Annotated in this window: 20 protein-coding genes; 19 read left to right on the top strand and 1 reads right to left on the bottom strand. The window is 47.4% G+C overall.

Annotated elements, in window-relative coordinates; all coding sequences use genetic code 11:
* Positions 1–49: 49 nt before the first annotated feature.
* The 10 genes from KF839_RS04100 (at position 50) to KF839_RS04055 (ending at position 9,811) form a co-directional block, all read left to right on the top strand.
* Positions 50–1,396, top strand: a complete 1,347-nt coding sequence (locus tag KF839_RS04100) for an ATP-binding protein (protein ID WP_292916564.1) — start codon at positions 50–52, stop codon at positions 1,394–1,396.
* A gap of 7 nt (positions 1,397–1,403) precedes the next feature.
* Positions 1,404–4,037 carry a hypothetical protein gene (locus tag KF839_RS04095; RefSeq protein ID WP_292916563.1) on the top strand — a complete coding sequence of 878 codons (2,634 nt, stop codon included), beginning with the start codon at positions 1,404–1,406 and terminating at the stop codon, positions 4,035–4,037.
* Between the two features lie 28 nt (positions 4,038–4,065).
* Positions 4,066–4,713: a class I SAM-dependent methyltransferase gene (locus KF839_RS04090; protein WP_292916562.1), complete on the top strand. Its 648-nt coding sequence runs from the start codon at positions 4,066–4,068 to the stop codon at positions 4,711–4,713.
* A 32-nt stretch (positions 4,714–4,745) separates the two neighbouring features.
* Complete coding sequence (locus tag KF839_RS04085) at positions 4,746–5,300, top strand: hypothetical protein (protein ID WP_292916561.1); 555 nt, start codon at positions 4,746–4,748, stop codon at positions 5,298–5,300.
* Positions 5,301–5,511: 211 nt separating this feature from the next.
* A complete protein-coding gene (locus tag KF839_RS04080; protein ID WP_292916560.1) occupies positions 5,512–7,170 on the top strand; it encodes a hypothetical protein in 1,659 nt (552 codons plus the stop codon).
* A gap of 82 nt (positions 7,171–7,252) precedes the next feature.
* The gene (locus KF839_RS04075; RefSeq protein WP_292916559.1) at positions 7,253–7,969 is read left to right on the top strand and encodes an eCIS core domain-containing protein; all 717 of its coding nucleotides are present in this window, start codon (positions 7,253–7,255) and stop codon (positions 7,967–7,969) included.
* A gap of 117 nt (positions 7,970–8,086) precedes the next feature.
* Positions 8,087–8,524 (top strand): GNAT family N-acetyltransferase, encoded by a 438-nt coding sequence (locus KF839_RS04070; protein ID WP_292916558.1) that lies wholly within the window; start codon positions 8,087–8,089, stop codon positions 8,522–8,524.
* Between the two features lie 129 nt (positions 8,525–8,653).
* Positions 8,654–9,058 (top strand): hypothetical protein, encoded by a 405-nt coding sequence (locus KF839_RS04065; RefSeq protein ID WP_292916557.1) that lies wholly within the window; start codon positions 8,654–8,656, stop codon positions 9,056–9,058.
* An 18-nt stretch (positions 9,059–9,076) separates the two neighbouring features.
* Positions 9,077–9,580, top strand: a complete 504-nt coding sequence (locus tag KF839_RS04060; RefSeq protein ID WP_292916556.1) for a hypothetical protein — start codon at positions 9,077–9,079, stop codon at positions 9,578–9,580.
* 42 nt (positions 9,581–9,622) lie between these two features.
* Positions 9,623–9,811 carry a DUF3330 domain-containing protein gene (locus KF839_RS04055; RefSeq protein ID WP_292916555.1) on the top strand — a complete coding sequence of 63 codons (189 nt, stop codon included), beginning with the start codon at positions 9,623–9,625 and terminating at the stop codon, positions 9,809–9,811.
* Positions 9,812–9,955: 144 nt separating this feature from the next.
* Here the strand turns inward: KF839_RS04055 and KF839_RS04050 are convergent, their stop codons facing one another.
* Complete coding sequence (locus tag KF839_RS04050) at positions 9,956–10,126, bottom strand: hypothetical protein (RefSeq protein WP_292916554.1); 171 nt, start codon at positions 10,124–10,126, stop codon at positions 9,956–9,958.
* A 174-nt stretch (positions 10,127–10,300) separates the two neighbouring features.
* Here KF839_RS04050 and KF839_RS04045 point away from each other — a divergent pair, with 174 nt between their 5' ends.
* The 9 genes from KF839_RS04045 (at position 10,301) to KF839_RS04005 (ending at position 17,974) form a co-directional block, all read left to right on the top strand.
* Positions 10,301–11,611 (top strand): porin, encoded by a 1,311-nt coding sequence (locus tag KF839_RS04045; protein ID WP_292916553.1) that lies wholly within the window; start codon positions 10,301–10,303, stop codon positions 11,609–11,611.
* Between the two features lie 218 nt (positions 11,612–11,829).
* Positions 11,830–13,227: a F0F1 ATP synthase subunit beta gene (gene atpD, locus KF839_RS04040; RefSeq protein WP_292916552.1), complete on the top strand. Its 1,398-nt coding sequence runs from the start codon at positions 11,830–11,832 to the stop codon at positions 13,225–13,227.
* Complete coding sequence (locus KF839_RS04035; protein ID WP_292916551.1) at positions 13,224–13,631, top strand: F0F1 ATP synthase subunit delta/epsilon; 408 nt, start codon at positions 13,224–13,226, stop codon at positions 13,629–13,631. The genes atpD and KF839_RS04035 overlap by 4 nt, the downstream gene beginning before the upstream one ends.
* A gap of 5 nt (positions 13,632–13,636) precedes the next feature.
* Entirely contained in the window at positions 13,637–13,909 is a 273-nt protein-coding gene (locus KF839_RS04030) for an AtpZ/AtpI family protein (RefSeq protein WP_292916550.1), read from the top strand.
* Complete coding sequence (locus KF839_RS04025; RefSeq protein WP_292916549.1) at positions 13,909–14,586, top strand: F0F1 ATP synthase subunit A; 678 nt, start codon at positions 13,909–13,911, stop codon at positions 14,584–14,586. The genes KF839_RS04030 and KF839_RS04025 overlap by 1 nt, the downstream gene beginning before the upstream one ends.
* Positions 14,583–14,849: a F0F1 ATP synthase subunit C gene (locus KF839_RS04020; RefSeq protein ID WP_292916548.1), complete on the top strand. Its 267-nt coding sequence runs from the start codon at positions 14,583–14,585 to the stop codon at positions 14,847–14,849. The genes KF839_RS04025 and KF839_RS04020 overlap by 4 nt, the downstream gene beginning before the upstream one ends.
* 15 nt (positions 14,850–14,864) lie before the next feature.
* Positions 14,865–15,614: a F0F1 ATP synthase subunit delta gene (locus KF839_RS04015; RefSeq protein WP_292916547.1), complete on the top strand. Its 750-nt coding sequence runs from the start codon at positions 14,865–14,867 to the stop codon at positions 15,612–15,614.
* A complete protein-coding gene (locus KF839_RS04010) occupies positions 15,604–17,094 on the top strand; it encodes a F0F1 ATP synthase subunit alpha (RefSeq protein ID WP_292916546.1) in 1,491 nt (496 codons plus the stop codon). The genes KF839_RS04015 and KF839_RS04010 overlap by 11 nt, the downstream gene beginning before the upstream one ends.
* Positions 17,095–17,101: 7 nt before the next feature.
* The gene (locus KF839_RS04005; protein WP_292916545.1) at positions 17,102–17,974 is read left to right on the top strand and encodes a F0F1 ATP synthase subunit gamma; all 873 of its coding nucleotides are present in this window, start codon (positions 17,102–17,104) and stop codon (positions 17,972–17,974) included.
* The last annotated feature ends 1 nt before the right edge of the window (position 17,975 follow it).

Here is a 17,975-nt window from a genome sequence, read left to right as displayed (position 1 = left end):
TGTAATCAACCGCGCTATCAGCAATCCTGAGTTTTCTTGCACATAAGGTATGATGGAAAGTCATGCAAATGCAGTTACTTTAGAGAAAGAGATCACCTGGTTCAAAGCGGTGCTCGCAGCTCGTTGCGATATTTATTTCTGCAGGGAATCCGACATTGTTGATATCCGCACGATTATGCCGCCGGATATCGACACCGATTCTTCCGAATATGCGCAATTGGTAGAAGCCCATGCGATGGGTTTTGATGAGCGTCTGGTGCTGATTCTGGCGTTATTGCCGCATATTCAACCGCATGTGCTGGATACCTTCTTGCTTAATAATCAGGAAACTGCTCGCGGATTTACCGAGTTCGGCGGATGGAAAGGAAAAGGGCATAGCGGTTTTTTACCCACTTGTGAGACGGCCGTGTTTATACTTGCTGGCGAGAATCTGGCGAGGCGCTTTGAAGTAATGAACTTATTTCAGCCGGATCATTACTTGTCCAAACAGCAGGTGATCCGGATAGAACACAATGCCAGCGGGGAGCCGTTTTTGAGCGCCATGCTGATGATAACTTCCGAATGCCTGAATCGGGTAACGCTCGGTCGCCGTGATAAAACCGATTATGGCATTCATTTTCCAGCAAAACTGATTACCACTTCGTTGACATGGGATGACTTGGTGCTGGACCCCGAGGTGATGGATGAAGTTGAGAATATCAATACGTGGTTGCAGCATTCGCAAACGATTTTGCAGCAATGGAAATTAGAAAGAAACATTAAACCGGGATATCGAGCGCTGTTTTACGGACCGCCGGGCACTGGAAAAACTTTGACCGCGACCTTAATTGGGCTTGGTAGTGGCGTTGATGTGTATCGCATCGATCTGTCGATGGTTGTGTCGAAGTATATCGGTGAAACGGAAAAGAACCTTGCCAATGTATTCGATCAAGCCATCAATAAAAACTGGATTTTATTTTTTGATGAAGCGGATGCGCTATTCGGTAAAAGAACACAGACCAGTAACTCCAACGATCGCTATGCCAACCAAGAGGTATCGTACCTTTTGCAGCGGGTTGAAGACTATCCCGGTGTCGTGATCCTGGCAACCAATCTGAAAGCTAACATTGATGAGGCTTTTGCCCGGCGCTTTCAGGCTTCGATACACTTTGCAATGCCGGATGCCGATCAACGCCTTCGATTATGGCAGGGGATGTTTGCGGATCGTGCATTGTTATCAGCCGATGTGGATTTAATGAAATTGGCGGAAAGATACGAACTGACTGGCGGTGCTATTACCAACGCAGTGCGTTATGCCGCCATTCAGGCGATACGCACGGATCGTAAAAAGATTCTTCAGCACGATTTGATTCAGGGTGTAACAAAAGAGCTGCTTAAGGAAGGTCGAACCTTGTGAGTATGCGATGAATAGAAACTTTTATATTATTTTCATTGTGTGGTGTTGTTGCGTATCGGTCGTATCGGCGGCGGAAGTTTATTATGATCGGTTACTGGATCAAGAGAAATTCAGTCACTTGGATAGATCCACTGTAAAGAGGATGCAGCAGAATCTTGCAGTGATCTATCAGTATGACCGTGACTGGGCGCACGATGCCGCTCTTAGTCAACATCCGTTGACGGACGGGATGCTCGGACCGGTTACCTTATTCTGGTTGCAGCGCTTTATTTACGATTTCAAGATCGAACCCATCGGCCGCCGCTATGTGGACGAAACGATTCTGCGATTGGAACGCATTGCATCGTTTGCAGGGATGTTTCCGGAAGAATTGAAAATCCTCATCAGTTCAGACTTTTCGGAATGGAACGATGATCAGCCGGATAAGCAAAAGAACCAGTATTTTGGTGTGAGACGGACGGGCAGCGATCAAGCATTGCTGGATCTGGTGTATTTATATTTACAGGTGGTTGAACCGCCGCCGGATCCGGGAAAATCCAATAAAAATCCACTCACGGCCTATTATTACCAATTATCGGCGGAAGATTTCAAGGTATTGCAAGGTAAGAATCAGGTACAAGCGCAGCTGGCGAAGCTGGTCAACAAGCGATTTGACAATGTCGAAGCGCTCAAGGAAGCGGTCACGGGCGTTCTTGGTGAATATCCGGAGTTGGTTGATAAATTGGTACCGGTGATCGAGCGCTACTATCGTTACGCGGATCCGGTTATCAGTCAGAGTTTTCTTGAGATCCTCATGGGTGATACGTTGTTTGCCTCGCTCAATCATATCCTCGTTAAGTTGCTGGAGAATACGATCAGTGGTATCGCCTATCCGGATCCATATTTGTTTGCTCAGACGGTAAAATCCAAAATCTCCGCGGGGATTGGCGCTTGCCGGGATCTTGATCAACAGAATGAATATATTTCCCGTTTAAAGTGGAGCGATGACGATTTTCATAAATTGACCGAAGATTTATTGACCGGCCCTTATCAAGGAATACCCGATTTCTCGGAGCAGTTAAGGCAAATTGATTTGTTGCGTATACGCCGCAAGGGCGATTGTGAAACGGAAGATCTGACGCTGACCAATGAATTTGTAAACGGCCTTTATGAGAACGTCGTTCATCCGGCTATTCAGTTGCATTATAAGAAGAAGCCCGATTATAACGCGACAACGTTTATACGATGGGATGGCAACGGCTGCGGTTGTGTTCTGGATGATTTGTCGGGGACAGTTTATGGTTTTTATCCGTTCTGGGTCGCCAATGGTGAAACGCAAACGGTTAATTTCAGCGTATTGTCCCGAGTGGCATACTATGGGTTATCGTTCGATGAAGACGGTATCATCAAGCAAACCAATAATCCTCATAATGATATTACAGTGTTGTCCGTAAACGATGCCGGTCAAAATCTTCAGGCAGCGTTCATTCGAACAGCCCGCAAACACAATAGCAAAGCCGATTGGGTCGTGCATAGCGACAAACCCTATTGGGACCGATGGAGATCTCTAGCGTATGCCGCCAGAGTGACGGTTCTTGAGACGCTGGCGGACAGCATCGTTAACCTGCTGACCGAAAGATTGACCGACAGTACTTCGAGATTTGCGCAAAAAGTGACATTCGGCGCTATCAAACCGGCAACACGCGGGGATGGCGTAACACTTTACTTTAATGATTTTCCGGATGATTACGAATCGGTCGGGTTATTCAATCGGTTTTTTTCGGATCTGCAGAAACGATTGCACGCTGAAAACAATGATTACTTCGCCAATATCCTGGTTTCCCAATCCAAGCTGGGAACCGGTATTTATCGGTACTCCAATTTGCTGGCATGGATCGACCAAACAAAGTCTTCAACCGGGATAGCGACAGCGGCGAATATTCCCTCCCAGGAAACAGTGAATACCAAAATTCTGGTTTTTATCGAGGAACCGACGACCGACTCAAAGAAAAAATTACGATTGGAAATAGAGAACAGCGAATTACACGGAATAGAGCGCGGGGTGTTATTAAGAAATATTATCCCGGTCATCGAATTTGATGGTAAAAATTGGAAGCAATTGGAAGATGACGTAGTTTATTTCAAGGATAATTTCGGCGGTATTGGTTTCTGGCCGCTGTTGACGAATGAAGCGGAAGTTGCCGCGGAAATGCCGTTCCATTGCGATGAAATTCGATCGGTGGGCGGCTGTTTGACTCGTTTTTTTCAAGCTGCAACGTGGCAGGGAGAACCCGAATCGATGCTGGAAAGAGTGGTTTGCGATAATCGTTCTTTGTTCCGAATGGCATTGGGTCTGTTGGTTACACTTTGCTTGATTTATACCGGTCTGTATTTTTATTCATGCCGGGTTCGCAGCAAAATTAGAAATATGTATATGTTCTATTTGATTTTGATTGTGATTTCAACCCTGGTTGTCGCGTTACTGTTGTTGACGTATGATCCGGCTCTGGAACCGATTTCGGAAGGTAATTTGCCATTAATCATGCTGCTTTTTGGCGGTGTTGCAATCAGTATTATCGTGTATCAAAGGCGGAAAAAACAAATGAAAAAACCGGCGCGGCCAAGAATATCATCGGTACTCAGTAATCAAACCGGGAGTTAGCGGGTTGATTTAGATCGGAACAGTGATCATGAATCTCATCGAGAAAGCAACGATCTTGCATTACCATCGGTACCGCATCGAGCAATTTCGACATGGTACCGTTGAAGCGCTCGGTTGGCGCAGTGCCGACAGTCAGCGGTTGCGTTTTCAAACCTTGATGAAGGTCGGAAATCTGAACGGTGCGAAGATTCTGGATATCGGTTGCGGCTATGGCGATCTGAAAGCTTTTCTCGATTTGCACTTTCCGGATTTTGAATATACCGGCATCGATCAAATGCCCGAATTTATCGCCGAAGCCAGGAAGCGTTATGATGGATACGCGCGAACCAACTTTTTTCAAACAGACTTCATCACCGCAGAATTACCGCCGGTCGATTATGTCATCGCCAGCGGCGTATTGGGGTATCGCTGTAAAAATGAAAATTTTTATACCGACATGATCGGTAAACTGTATCACAGCGCTGGAATTGCGCTGGCTTTTAACATGCTGAATAAAAGCCGTTTCCCGCAGCATGATTTGCTGATCGGGCATAATCGCGAGGAAATTCTGGTGTTTTGCCGAGCACTGTCGCCGCGCGTAGAATGTTTCAATGATTATTTGGAAGATGATTTTACGGTGTTGATGTATCGGAATGCGATGAATGATCAGCGAAACTCTGGAACAGAGTTTCGTTAGTCGCTTGTTGAATATTCTTGGAAGGGGGTTGCATGAAGCAGTCGTTAATGACCAAATCTCGCCGTCCTGCGGACTCAATGCAAAAGATTGTTGCCGGAGATTCTTCGCCTATCGCCAGACAACGAATTGTGGATAACCGTCCGCACGTGATCGCGCAGCGAAAACTCAAAGAGATTCTTAACAATAGTCCCCGTGTTGTGTTGCAACGTAAGACGGCGGCGGTGATGCAAGGCGGTTTGCGACACCGGTTGCAAAGAGTCGTGCCCAGATCATCGATTAAAGCGGTTGCGCAATTGGTGACGATACATTCCACCGGTAGTGAAGCCAATCCTGGTTATGACTTCACGGTGCTAAAAAGCGATTTAAACAAAGGAACCAATACCACAAAAGAAACCAGGGAGTACGTCAATAGCTGGGCAGCTATCCCGGGAACAGTCAATTATTCCTATGAGATTTATGATGTCGGCCAAGGGGATAAGCAAGTCGATCAGGACTCCGGCTCCGCAGCAAATCCCAATCCCATGAAAATCGGGCAGAACTGGGATGCGGGCCACTCGCTCGGTCGCCAAAACGGGGGGGCTAGGTGATGACAAAGGTTGGGTATTTCCACAAAATCCGCAGTTCAACCGCGGTAACAGTTATTTGGGACAAAAGACTTATCAAGATTGGCGTTATTGTGAGAATGTGTTTCATAATTCTGTACATCAATATGGCAGAGGCCGCTGGAAGGTATGGCTTACCTAGCGCTAAATCACAATACAATTCTGCTTTTGAATAAACAAAACCGGGGGTGTGCACATGAAACGAGTATCGCCGATGGAGCCAGAGAAAAGCCGGGCATGCTGCTTCAATGATCCGCTAAGTCAGATCGTTCCTGTGCAGCAAGTATTTGCCGATAACCGAGGTTCAACAGTAACGCAGCGGCAATTAAAAGCCGCTATGGCTAATTCACCGCGTATGGTGAGGCAACGATTGTTGAAACATCAGTTGCACAACAGCGAGAGAATTCAAGCTCATCGTGAGATGTTATCCGGTTTCCCTGTTGGAATGGCGCAGCGTTATGGATATCAGTATCAGCCAGTTCAATTACAAGCTTTGCAGCTGCAATCAGATCCGAAAATGCTGATGCAATTCAAGAAAATTACCGCGGCTGCTCCTAGTTTAGGGGCCTTGCGTAAGAAAAGATTTAACAACTGGGTTCATTTCAATATTCAAATGAGTGGTGATTCGCGCATGGCAGTCGCTGGTGTTGGATTGGCCAATCAAAATGAAACAAAGAATTATGTGTACAATGGACTGATGGTATCGGTTCCTAAAGATACTGAGCATGATAAATCAACCGATGCCGACTATATCGATCAGAAATTATACGGTTTGTTGTCGACACATAGCGTAAAAGATAAAACCGAAGTCTATGCGACGGCTGCCAGTAATCCGCATGAAAGCCGTCAAGAGTCTTTGAATACTTGGAAAGGAAAAAGCGAGAGTGAACCGCATGTTTATCAAACCGGAAAAATCGAAGAATTGATCAATTGGTATGAGCAGTCTAAATACGGTAATTCACTTAAAGATCAGTTAATTAAGAATTATGGGCACGATGATGTGGAAACTAGTCTGGGTAAGAAATTAAAATCTTTGAATAGTGCCGGTAATGCAGTTCTTTGGTTTAAGGGTGATCCGTCGGAAAGCGGTGCGATCAATTCACTCCAAACTGCTAAAACAGAGCATTGGCTGAGCGCTGGAGCGGGTAACACGATTATTTCCAAAATTGCCAAAGGATCAAAATATGCTATTGCCGGTTCATTGGCCGATGGAATGAAAGTCGCATTAGCCGGTAATCTGACGAGCGATAACCAATTTACCGTGGATAAGCTCAATGAAGCGGGCTATACCAATTTAGGCAAGCAATATGGTTTCTTTTATCAATATAGCGACAAGATGACGCACTTTGGCGGACGGAGCGGGCATCTTGAGCCGATTGCAGCAATGGGAATCAAGACAGTTTATTTTGAAGAGGAAGGTAATAGTCAGGCCGGTCGCACTGTTGGTATGGGGAAAAATAATGCGATGAATAAAGTGGTAGTATCCGGCGTTGGTGGTTTGGGAGGAGTTATTTCAAAAGCACTATCCTGGATGCAGTCGAACGGGAAATATTACGGCGGAAAACGTGGCCCAAGCGTCGATCAAGCAACGTTGATGGATAACATTGTCCGTCAGTGGCTTAAGCTGGACTTGTCGGCTGTGATCGGCAATGCGCAAAGAAAAGAATTTTACGAGAAATTTGTTGCAAAAACTTCTGGCATTGATCAACACCGGCAAGACAAGGATGAGACACTCCGTAAAAATAGCGAGCGTTTTAAAGATCAATTGAGTAAAGCCGGTCATCTTGATCTGAGTGCACTGGAAGGTGGCGTATTTTCCGATGATGATGTGGATAAAATTGTAAAAAGTTTTTAATCACGGCATGTTGTTACAAGTGTATCTAAATCGTCAATAATTTTGTGCATTCCAGTGTGATGAGATAGAGGGAGAGCAAATTATGAAGCAATCGTTATCGAAAGATGTCGAACAGCAACAGGCGCGTATTACAATGGATTCGAAAAACATGTCGGCGGTTGTCACTCAAGCATTGATTGATAACCGTGAATTCGCAATAGCGCAGCGACAAATGATCACCGCCATGACCAACTCCCCGCAAGCCATTGCGCAACGGAAGATCAGTCGGCAAATGCACGGCAGTTCGCGCATGTTGGCGCAGCGCAAGCTGATATCCGGTGAATCCGTGCAGCGCATTGAGGAAGATGAATCATTGCAAAAGAAATCCGAGCCGATCCAGCGGGTTGAAGAGGAAGAATTACAGAAAAAAGCAGCCACGGATGCTCCCGCGCAATTGAAAGAGCAATCTTCTGCCCAGCCACATAACACTGCGAGCAACACCGGCCTGCCGGATAATCTCAAATCAGGTATCGAATCGCTTTCCGGACTGTCGATGGATTCCGTGCGGGTTCATTACAACTCATCGCAACCGGCGCAACTCAACGCGCTGGCTTATGCGCAGGGTACTGACATTCATGTGGCGCCAGGGCAGGAGCAACATTTGCCGCACGAAGCCTGGCATGTGGTGCAACAAGCGCAAGGCCGGGTGCAGCCGACGATGCAGATGAAAGATGGCGTGCCGATCAACGATGATCAAGGGCTTGAAAGAGAAGCGGATGTGATGGGCGAAAGAGCGTTGCAAATACCCGCTGGTGGTTGATGATAACGCGATTCAATCGGTTTTGTAGCGATAGGCTTTCCCGAATATACCATCCATCGCAGAAGCTCGCTGGCGTAGCCGATTGTTCGGCATTTTCTTAAGATTTTCTGTTTCTATATGCAGATCCACCGGCGTCCCGCGCAGAATTCCGATTACGATTGGCTATTACGGTTGCATCATACCGTGTACCGGAATTTGATCATCAAAGCGTTTGGTTGTTGGGACGAAGACGAGGAATTCGAGTTATTCACCGAAGCGTGGCAAACGCAAAAGATTCAAATTCTGATGCGTAACGGCCAGCGTATCGGTATGTTGATGATTTTCGAAGAAACCGGCCGGTTGTGGCTCGATGAGATTCAAATCGATCCGCAGTTCCAGAATCAAGGTATCGGTACCATCGTGATCAAAGAATTAATTGCCATCGCCCGGGATCGTCAGTTGCCGGTTCACCTTCGCGTACTGCGCGCCAACCGTGGTGCGCACCGGTTATACTGCCGATTAGGTTTTCGCCGGATCGAAGAAGCGAAACATCATATTGTGATGGCGCTAAAATGATTGGTGATTGATCTATCAGAGGTGTTGAAATTTTCGTAGACTTAGCTGCGATTGCTGCGATTCGACGGAATTCTGGGAAATGGCGGCAGTCCAATGAACAATTACGATTAAAATTGCGGTGAGGCTGCTATGCGTATTCAATGGAAATATTTACCAATAGTTCTTCTGCTTGCCCTAGATTGCAGTGCGGCTTGGGCGCGCGGGCATCATCATAGTCACTTCGGTATCGGTTTGGGGTATTACGGTCCGGGATTTTATGGCGGGTATGGCGGATATGGATTTGGAGGGTATGGATACGGCTATCCCTACTATTATTCGCCTTGGTACGCGTACCCGACACCCGTCGTACCAACAGCGCCAATCGTGCCGACAACGCCGCCAGTATATATTGAACGGCAAGAAGCGCAATCGAGTCAACCGGCGCAATCGCAAGCGAATTACTGGTACTATTGCCGCGACCCCGATGGTTACTATCCTTATGTCAAGAATTGCCCGGGTGGATGGTTGCCGGTATCGCCGCGGCCAGCAGAGTAATACCATCAGGAAGAAAAGATGGTAAGCCGATTACTTTTTCTATGGATTATATTGATGATACTGACGGCTTGTGCCAGTACGCCAACCGCGCCGAGTGTGATTACTCTGCCGGGTAAGGGTGTCAGCTTCGAGCAGTTTCGTGCGGATGATTACGATTGCAGGGTATTTGCGTTTCAACAACTGGAAGGCAAGGGCTCCCCGCTAGCCTCACATTCAAAAAGAGTTGAGGGTGCCGTGGCCGCTACCGGTCAAGACGGCACATCCGGTATACCAGGCGCCGCTTTGGGGGGAGCATTCGAGCAAGTCCCGGCGACTGCCGCGATGGATGGGGGTCAACGGCAATATGATATCCACTATATTCAGTGCATGTATGCCAAAGGTCACCGCGTACCGATGTTGGGAAGAATGACCGGCGATCAGGCTGATGTAGAATCGGCCGGCCCCAAAATTATCTCACCGCCAGCCGGTTTTAAGCCGCCACCGCCACCCGCAGGCAATCCGCCACCTCCGCCATTACATTAAAGCAACCGCTAGGTCGGTTTTCTTTTTAAAGGAGCAAACGATATGATTGAGCAAAAGAATATCCAAGAACCTGAAAAAGTATCGTGCGAAGTGTGTTTCAAAGAAATTCCACTGTCAGAGGCGACCAGCGTCAAAGCTACCGATTACATCGTTTATTATTGCGGCCTTGAGTGTTATGATCGCTGGAAGCAACAGCAAGCTGAGTCTGCGGACTCTGAGAAAAAAAGCTGAGGGTGCACTGATTCACTAGTTCGCGCAAGGGATTCTCCGCGTTGGATGGTACTCAGGAGCTTGCCTGTCTTGATGATATGTCCCGTTTCTTGTGCTCCATTCGCTTTGCATAGCATTTTGCTCGGCAAATAAATCAATACTTTCCTAAATCGCGGATTTCGGTCCTGCGAATTTTTTCAGTTCTTCATTATGAGCGGCACTGCTGTTAAAAATCAACGGACGTACGCAACGTGTACCTGCAATGCGCCATTCAGTATCGATTGAGTCATTCCGGATAAACTCTTCGCAAGAAACCGATAACTGGTCGAATTTCATCGAATTCCGCTACCGGTAGTGGCGCAATACTGTTTTCACTTCCATAGTATCAATCATGTAGGAATATTCTTCCACTAAATGGAGGTTATTCTTATAGCTTTTATAACTTCAGTTGCGCTAAGGTTCGGTCCCATCATTTTACTTTTATATATATAAATAACCTTGAAAAGAATAATGAATTACCGAATCAATAACCTCATCGTTCTAGCGGGAATGATTGCCGTTGCGATCATTGCGGCTAATCACGCGACCGCCAATGTCACGCCGGAATTTCTCAAACGTAATGGTTTGGAAATCGGCGGCTGGATCAACGGCGGAGCAAACTATAATGCAAACAATCCAGCGGATGGTTTTAATGGCACGGTGACATTTGCCGATCGCGCCAACCGTTTTCAATTAAATCAGCTTAACCTCTTTATCGAGCGCAGTGTCGAAACGGACTCCAATCATTGGAGTATCGGCGGGCGCTTCGATTTTATGTTCGGAACCGATGCCATTTACACCCAGGCTTTTGGCATATCCGCATTCGATGAGAATACCGGTGAACCGTCGAATAGGGGGAATTGGGATCTGAATCTTTGCTGCAAATCGACGCGTACGTATGGTATCGCGCTACCGCAGGCTTATCTTGAAGTGCATGTGCCGGTGGGTAACGGCCTGAATGTCAAAGCCGGGCATTTTTATACACCGCTGGGTTATGAAAGCGTGCCCGCTCCCGACAATTTCTTTTATACCCGCGCCTATATTCTGAACAGCGGTGAACCTTTCACGCACACGGGTTTTTTAGGTACTTATATCATTAATCAAAACTGGACCATCCTCGGCGCGGCGACTACCGGTAGCGCAACCGGCGGTTGGGATGGTGTTTTCGACAAGCAGCTCGACAATTGGGGCGGGCTGGCCAATCTGGTGTGGAACAGCGATGATAAGCGTACTAACGTGTCGCTGGGTGGCACCTATGGCCAAAGTGCGGTGGGTGAGCCTTGGATGATGTATAGCGCGGTGTTGCAACATTGGTTGACGCCTAAGATGCACGCGGTGTTGCAACATACGAACGGCTGGGCCGCCAATATCAGTCTTCCCGAAGGCGTCCGCAACGCCGCTTGGTATAGTGTCAATACCCACCTGACTTACGATCTGCGACAGAACCTGTCGATCGGTATTCGCGCCGAACGTTTTCACGACCGCAACGGCTGGCGGGTATTCTCTCCTTACCGTATCTTGTCCGCCTTGAACAACAAGGGCGTCAGCTATGCTGGCAATGTGCCGTTCATCAGCGCCCCCACGAATTATTACGCCGTAACCGTGGGCATGAACTGGAAACCGGCGATGCACTGGGACAAAGGCTGGAAGCCGATCCGCAACATCATTGTCCGCAAGAATATCCGCTACGACCGGGCTGATGGCATCGATATGGCGTTTCGCCCGTTCGACGGCAAAAAGGATCAGTTTTTATTCTCGTTGGATGCAGTGATTCCTTTCTAAAATAAGCATTTCCTTAAAGCTTAAACATTGCCGTCAATAGCCATATTGGTATGATCATACCAGGGCTATTGGCGGCTTTCTCAAAATAATCCCCCTTGAAGATATGGCTGTAGCCGATATCGAAGCCAATGCATTTCAGGTAACTGAATTGTGGGTCCTATTATGGCGCATTGCATTTTCATTGATATACAATGGTACCCGGATATTGGGGTGATTGTATGGATCAAATGGTGCAGGCAATAGAATTATCGAGTGACCCGGTCGGTGTCATAGAGGAGATTCACGGGCCGGTGATTGATGTGGTTTGCGAAAGATTGCCGCCGTTGCACCAAGCTTTATTCTGCATGGTCGATCATCAGAATTATATATTCGAAGTCCATCGCCATCTTGATGCACGCCGTGTGCGTGCAATTGCCTTGCATTCAACGGGTGGGCTCCGGCGAGGCCTGACAGTGTTCGACAGTGGCGGGCCTTTGCGTATCCCGGTTACGCCTGATTGTCTGAATCGTATGCTGGATATGTTTGGTGCGCCGCTTGATGGTGAAGCGCCACTGCAGACATCGGAAATGCGCAATATTATCGCGCTTCCCGCTTTGCTGACTGACACGGTGCCTGCCGAGGGTATTCTGGAATCTGGCATTAAGGTCATTGATTTGCTTTGCCCTTTTGTCAAAGGTGGTAAGACGGGGCTATTTGGTGGTGCCGGTGTTGGAAAAACGGTTCTGATAATGGAATTTATGCATGCCATTGTCAATTTGCACCAAGGGGTCTCGGTTTTTGCCGGTGTCGGCGAACGCATCCGTGAAGGCCACGAATTATGGCATGAAATGCAAGATGCCGGCGTGATGCCGCGTACGTTGATGCTGTTTGGGCAAATGGATGAATCGCCTGGGGTTCGGTTTCGCGTGGGGCTGTCTGCATTGACGTATGCCGAATATCTTCGCGATACTTTGGGTAAGGAAGTTTTATTGTTGATGGATAACGTATTTCGTTTTGTCCAGGCAGGCAGTGAAATTTCCGGGCTTCTCGGGCGCTTGCCCGCGACGGTAGGTTATCAGCCTACTCTGATGAGCGAAGTGGCGGAATTACAAGAGCGAATTATCTCGACTCGTACGGGTAATATCACCGCGGTGGAGGCGGTATATGTGCCAGCGGACGATATGACAGACCCGGCAGTGAGTACGATTCTGGCTCATTTGGATACGACGGTTATTTTATCCCGTAACCAGGCAGCCAAAGGCATATATCCCACAGTGGATCCACTGCAGTCATCCAGCAAAATGATGGATCGTACTTTTCTAGGAGACCGTCATTATCAGGTTGCTAAGGGGGTGCGTGAACACCTTGCTCGCTACCAGGAATTGGAAGATATTATTGCAATGCTGGGTTTGGAAGCATTGTCAGAGAAAGATCAGCTCATCGTCATGCGTGCGCGGAAGCTGCAACGCTATCTGACACAGCCGTTCCATGTGATGGATGCGCATAGCGGGATTCAAGGGGTCTCTGTCAGATTGGATCAAACATTGACTGATTGCGAAGCCTTTCTCCGGGGCGATTATGATGCGGTTCCAGAAGAGGATTGTTACATGCGTGGATCAATGCAGGAGGTGAAATGAAATCGTTTGCTTTGCATATTCAAAGCGCAACGCAATACACCTTAGTGGAAGAGTTGACCTGTTTTGTCGGTGCGGATAGCTCGGGTAGTTTTGGCATCCTTTCAGGACATGCCCGTATGATAACGGCGCTTAATTATGGATTGGCGCGTTATCGCTTACAGAATGACGAGTGGCGTTACTTGGCTTTCCCCGGCGGAATACTATATTTCGTGAATAACCAGCTCTACATCAGCACACGCCGTTATCTTTCTGATCCTGACTATCAGCGTATCAGCACCGAATTACTGGAACAGCTCTTGGTCGAGGAAACGCAATTAAAAAAAATCAAAGATAGCTTACGGCAATTGGAACAAGAGATGTTTCGCCGCTTATGGCAAATGGAGCGTAGCGAGATTAAGGGATAGCGATCATGGATGACAAGCAATTGCGCAAATCTGTCGAGCAACAAATAAAGCGCATGCAACGGGCCGAGAAAGAGCGTCCAACCCTGCTGGCTCAATCAATATTCATGGGGACATTATCATTGCTCTTCGTGTTACCGGTCATTGTTGGGGCCTATTTGGGCACTTGGCTGGATGATAAAACCGAAGGCTACTCAATTCGATGGACGATCGGGTTAATTATTGCGGGTCTTGTTCTGGGTATTATGAATGTTTATTTATACGTGCGGGAGCATCGCTAATGGATATGCCTGCTGTGGTATTTTATATCGGTCCCTTTGGTGTCACCTCTATCGTGGTGACGACTTGGGGTATTATGATGACATTAGGTGTTTTTTGCTGGTTCGCAACCCGGCGCCTTACACTTATTCCCGGAAGGCTGCAAACGGTGTTGGAAGGTCTCGTTTTGGCGATAGAGGATAGTATTAAAGCCGTCATACCGGAATATGCGCAGCAGGTACTGCCGTTTATTGCAACGCTATGGATATATATAGTGATTGCGAATCTTACCGGTTTGATACCGCAGCTCCATTCTCCAACTGGTAATTTATCCGTAACGGCTGGTTTAGCGTCATTGGTATTTTTGTCGGTTCATTGGTTCGGGATACGAAGCGGCGGCATTCGCCAATATTTAAAGCATTATCTGAGTCCAACACCGTTGCTGTTGCCTTTCCACTTGATTAGTGAAGTGACACGAACCATTGCGCTGGCGGTACGCTTATTCGGCAATATTATGAGTCTTGAATTGGTGGCATTGCTGGTTTTACTGGTGGCAGGCTTGCTGGTGCCGGTACCTTTGTTGATGCTGCATGTTGTCGAGGCTTTAGTGCAAGCCTATATATTTGGGATGTTGGCGTTGATTTATGTTGCGGGCGCCATGCAATCGCAACAAGGAAGTGAAAAAGGAAACCATATATGAGCGATATGACTTTGTTTACAGTTCTTTCAACGATAGCTGCAGCGTTAGCTGTGGCTATTGGCATGATGTTTCCGGCATTGGCGATGGGTCGTGCAATCAGTCAAGCGCTGGACGCATTGGCGCGGCAGCCGGAAGCCGAGAAATCCATCATGCGTACATTATTTATTGGATTGGCCATGATTGAATCACTGGCAATTTATGTATTGGTGGTCGTGCTAATCATCCTGTTTCGCAATCCGTTGCTGGAATATCTGATTCATTAGAAGCTCATAAAATCCATGGACTTCGATTGGACTACCTTCGTTCTTGAGATAATTAATTTCTTGATCCTGGTATGGATCTTGAAGCGATTCCTATACCAACCAGTACTCAGCGTCGTTGCCAAGCGTCGCGCGGATATAGAAAAGTCGTTATCGGATGCGCTACAAATTAAAAAAGAAGCCAACGAGCTTAAGCATAAAAATGAACAATACTTGACCGAATGGGAGGCGAAAAAAGAAGCCGCCCAAGAACAATTGAATGCCGAATTGGCCTCTATGCGCGAGAGCAAGTTGGCTGAGCTTGAAGCTAAAATGAATGAAGAAGCGGAACGCCGCCGCATTCTGGACGAACGGAACCGTCATGAATTTGAGCAATTGATGGAAGAGAAAGGCATCGCGCAAGGCGTTGCATTTACAAGCAAGTTGCTTTCGCGTTTGGCTTCTCCGGAGCTGGAAAACAGGCTTTTCTTAATACTCGCGGAAGATTTGCAGAAGCTGCGCGAACGAGACAAGCATGCAATCGCCGCAGCTGCAGAAGAACCGGGATTGCAGATCAAAATACAAAGCGCATTTCTGCTGGATACCAATAAACGTGAAGAATTAACACGGTTATTGCAGGAAATGACGGGGAAAATATTACCCATTGTATTCAATACAAACCCGGAATTGATTTCCGGATTTCAAATAAATATTGGCTCGTGGGTTTTACACGCCAATTTACGTGATGAATTAAAGTCGTTTAGCGAGGTGCTGCAGCATGCCGGATGAGGTGAGTATTGCTTCTGCCGATACTCGATCTGACTCTCCATTAACCAAACAAACCGATTGGGTGTCGCGTTATCAATATCGCTTGCGTTTGTCGGAACAAGGGACTGTTATTTCTGTTGGCGATGGTATCGCTTGGATTAGTGGGTTGCCCTCTGCCTGTATGGATGAAGTGGTGCAGTTGGAAGACGGTAGCAGTGCTCTGGTATTTCATCTGGCGCGCGATCGAATCGGAGCCATCTTGCTGCATCAGACGAAACAGTTGACGGCTGGCACTCAGGTTTTTCTGACGGGGAATCGGCTCAGCATTGGTGTCGGTGATGCGCTGCTCGGGCGGGTGATTGATCCATTGGGGGTTCCTCTCGATGATATCGGATCTATTTCTTTTAGCGCTTATCGTCTGCTGGATGTGCGCTCGCCGCCAATTATCGCGCGTGATTTTGTAGCGCAGCCGATGTATACCGGTAATAAAATTGTCGATACCATGATTCCAATCGGCAAAGGTCAAAGACAATTGATTATTGGAGATAATGGGAGCGGTAAAAGTACATTGGCGATCGATACCGTCATTAACCAACGCGATAAGAATGTTAATTGCGTGTATGTCTTAATCGGACAGAAGCGTTCCACCGTGGTCAATGTCATCGAAACGCTGCGCCGTAATGGAGCGTTGACTTATACTGTGATCGTGGTGGCGGAAGCGACCGCTATGCCGGGCCTTAAATATCTGGCGCCGTTTGCAGGTTGCACGGTGGCGGAAGCCTGGATGGCTGCAGGACGAGATACATTGATTGTTTACGATGATTTGAGCACTCACGCGCGTAGTTATCGCGAACTATCGTTATTATTGCGCAGACCCCCGGGCCGGGAAGCTTATCCGGGGGATATTTTTTACTTGCATTCACGTCTGTTGGAACGTTCTACCCGTTTATCCGCAAAACAAGGTGGCGGCAGTATGACGGCCCTGCCGATCATCGAAACGGAGCAGGGTGAAATTGCGGCCTATATTCCCACTAACTTAATTTCGATCACCGATGGTCAGATTTATTTTGATCGCCAGCTTTTTGCACGCGGTTTTTTGCCTGCAATTGATGTGACCCGCTCGGTTTCACGCATTGGCGGCAATGCTCAGCATGCGGCAATCAGAAAAGAGGCCGGGCGTATGAAATTGGATTTTCTGCAATTCTTGGAACTGGAGGTGTTTACTCGATTTGGGTCGCGGCTGGAAGCCAGCATGGAAGAGAGAATAAAGCGGGGGAGGATTCTACGTGAAATCCTCAAACAGGATTTGCTTTCACCGCAGCCCGTTGAATTTCAAATGGCCTGGTTGGTGGCTTATAACGAAGGGCTATTTGATGATTTGGATGTGGAACAGATCAAGCCGCTTCTGGTGCGTCTTCAGAAACAAGTTGCAAGTGCCGGTTTAAACATTGATCAAAGCCGTGATCAATGGAAAACTTTGGTTCGTGCCTGGTTAAAATAGATTTGAAATGTCCAAGCGGCGTGAAATAAAAGAGCATTTGGTAACCTTGGATGAAATTCAGGGCATTATGAATGCTATGAAGAATCTTGCTTTGCTGGAAATACATAAACTGGATGTTTTTCTGGCAACGCAACGCCGGTCAGTTGCCAGTATTGAAGCGGCGGCGCAGGACTTCATGAGTTTTTTTCCTCACTTGCAATCAGGCGCCGGTGATTTGCAGCAACTTTGGATCGTGATAGGTTCGGAGCGTGGCTTTTGTGGCGATTTTAATGAATCCTTATTGCATTTTCTGGATACGCACACTTTGCAATCAAACATCCTATTGCTGGCGGTGGGGCGGGAACTTGAAGTTAAATTGCATGATGACGCGCGTATCACCGCCTTTATCGAGGGGCATAGCGTTGCCGAGGAAATACAAGGAACATTGCTTCATTTAACGGGTGTACTTAATCAACTGCAACAACAGTTGGAATTGGCAAAAATCGGGCGTATCAGCGCTGTCTATTTTGATGATGCAACCGACGCCATTCAGTTGCGGCAATTATTGCCATTAACGGCATCCAAAGTAAAACCGGCCTTCTCTTATCCGCCTGTACTTAATCTTGAGCCGGGTCAGCTTCTTTCCCAATTAACGGATCACTATCTTTATGCTGTACTGCATGAAGTGTTTTATGCAGCCTTGATGGTGGAGAATCGCAAGCGGCTTGAGCATATGAATAAAGCCATTCGTCATTTGCAGCAAAATCAGGCTCAATTAAGCATGAGCTACAACAATCTTCGCCAAGAGGAGATTACTGAGGAAATAGAAATTATTTTGCTGAGTGCGGAAGCATTGAGCGACGAGGACCGACCGGGAAGATCGGCGATTTCCCGGCATTAAT

It is taken from the genome of Nitrosomonas sp. (assembly GCF_019635155.1).
Taxonomy (GTDB): Bacteria; Pseudomonadota; Gammaproteobacteria; order Burkholderiales; family Nitrosomonadaceae; genus Nitrosomonas.
The sequence above is the reverse complement of the archived record's forward strand: the minus strand, read 5'-3'. Positions and strand labels throughout refer to the sequence as shown.

Excerpts from the sequence above, each read along its gene's own strand:
- KF839_RS04100 (WP_292916564.1), top strand. The coding sequence starts at position 50 with ATGATGGAAAGTCATGCAAATGCAGTTACTTTAGAGAAAGAGATCACC.
- KF839_RS04095 (WP_292916563.1), top strand. The coding sequence starts at position 1,404 with ATGAATAGAAACTTTTATATTATTTTCATTGTGTGGTGTTGTTGCGTA.
- KF839_RS04090 (WP_292916562.1), top strand. The coding sequence starts at position 4,066 with ATGAATCTCATCGAGAAAGCAACGATCTTGCATTACCATCGGTACCGC.
- KF839_RS04085 (WP_292916561.1), top strand. The coding sequence starts at position 4,746 with ATGAAGCAGTCGTTAATGACCAAATCTCGCCGTCCTGCGGACTCAATG.
- KF839_RS04080 (WP_292916560.1), top strand. The coding sequence starts at position 5,512 with ATGAAACGAGTATCGCCGATGGAGCCAGAGAAAAGCCGGGCATGCTGC.
- KF839_RS04075 (WP_292916559.1), top strand. The coding sequence starts at position 7,253 with ATGAAGCAATCGTTATCGAAAGATGTCGAACAGCAACAGGCGCGTATT.
- KF839_RS04070 (WP_292916558.1), top strand. The coding sequence starts at position 8,087 with ATGCAGATCCACCGGCGTCCCGCGCAGAATTCCGATTACGATTGGCTA.
- KF839_RS04065 (WP_292916557.1), top strand. The coding sequence starts at position 8,654 with ATGCGTATTCAATGGAAATATTTACCAATAGTTCTTCTGCTTGCCCTA.
- KF839_RS04060 (WP_292916556.1), top strand. The coding sequence starts at position 9,077 with ATGGTAAGCCGATTACTTTTTCTATGGATTATATTGATGATACTGACG.
- KF839_RS04055 (WP_292916555.1), top strand. The coding sequence starts at position 9,623 with ATGATTGAGCAAAAGAATATCCAAGAACCTGAAAAAGTATCGTGCGAA.
- KF839_RS04050 (WP_292916554.1), bottom strand. The coding sequence starts at position 10,126 with ATGAAATTCGACCAGTTATCGGTTTCTTGCGAAGAGTTTATCCGGAAT.
- KF839_RS04045 (WP_292916553.1), top strand. The coding sequence starts at position 10,301 with ATGAATTACCGAATCAATAACCTCATCGTTCTAGCGGGAATGATTGCC.
- atpD (WP_292916552.1), top strand. The coding sequence starts at position 11,830 with ATGGATCAAATGGTGCAGGCAATAGAATTATCGAGTGACCCGGTCGGT.
- KF839_RS04035 (WP_292916551.1), top strand. The coding sequence starts at position 13,224 with ATGAAATCGTTTGCTTTGCATATTCAAAGCGCAACGCAATACACCTTA.
- KF839_RS04030 (WP_292916550.1), top strand. The coding sequence starts at position 13,637 with ATGGATGACAAGCAATTGCGCAAATCTGTCGAGCAACAAATAAAGCGC.
- KF839_RS04025 (WP_292916549.1), top strand. The coding sequence starts at position 13,909 with ATGGATATGCCTGCTGTGGTATTTTATATCGGTCCCTTTGGTGTCACC.
- KF839_RS04020 (WP_292916548.1), top strand. The coding sequence starts at position 14,583 with ATGAGCGATATGACTTTGTTTACAGTTCTTTCAACGATAGCTGCAGCG.
- KF839_RS04015 (WP_292916547.1), top strand. The coding sequence starts at position 14,865 with ATGGACTTCGATTGGACTACCTTCGTTCTTGAGATAATTAATTTCTTG.
- KF839_RS04010 (WP_292916546.1), top strand. The coding sequence starts at position 15,604 with ATGCCGGATGAGGTGAGTATTGCTTCTGCCGATACTCGATCTGACTCT.
- KF839_RS04005 (WP_292916545.1), top strand. The coding sequence starts at position 17,102 with ATGTCCAAGCGGCGTGAAATAAAAGAGCATTTGGTAACCTTGGATGAA.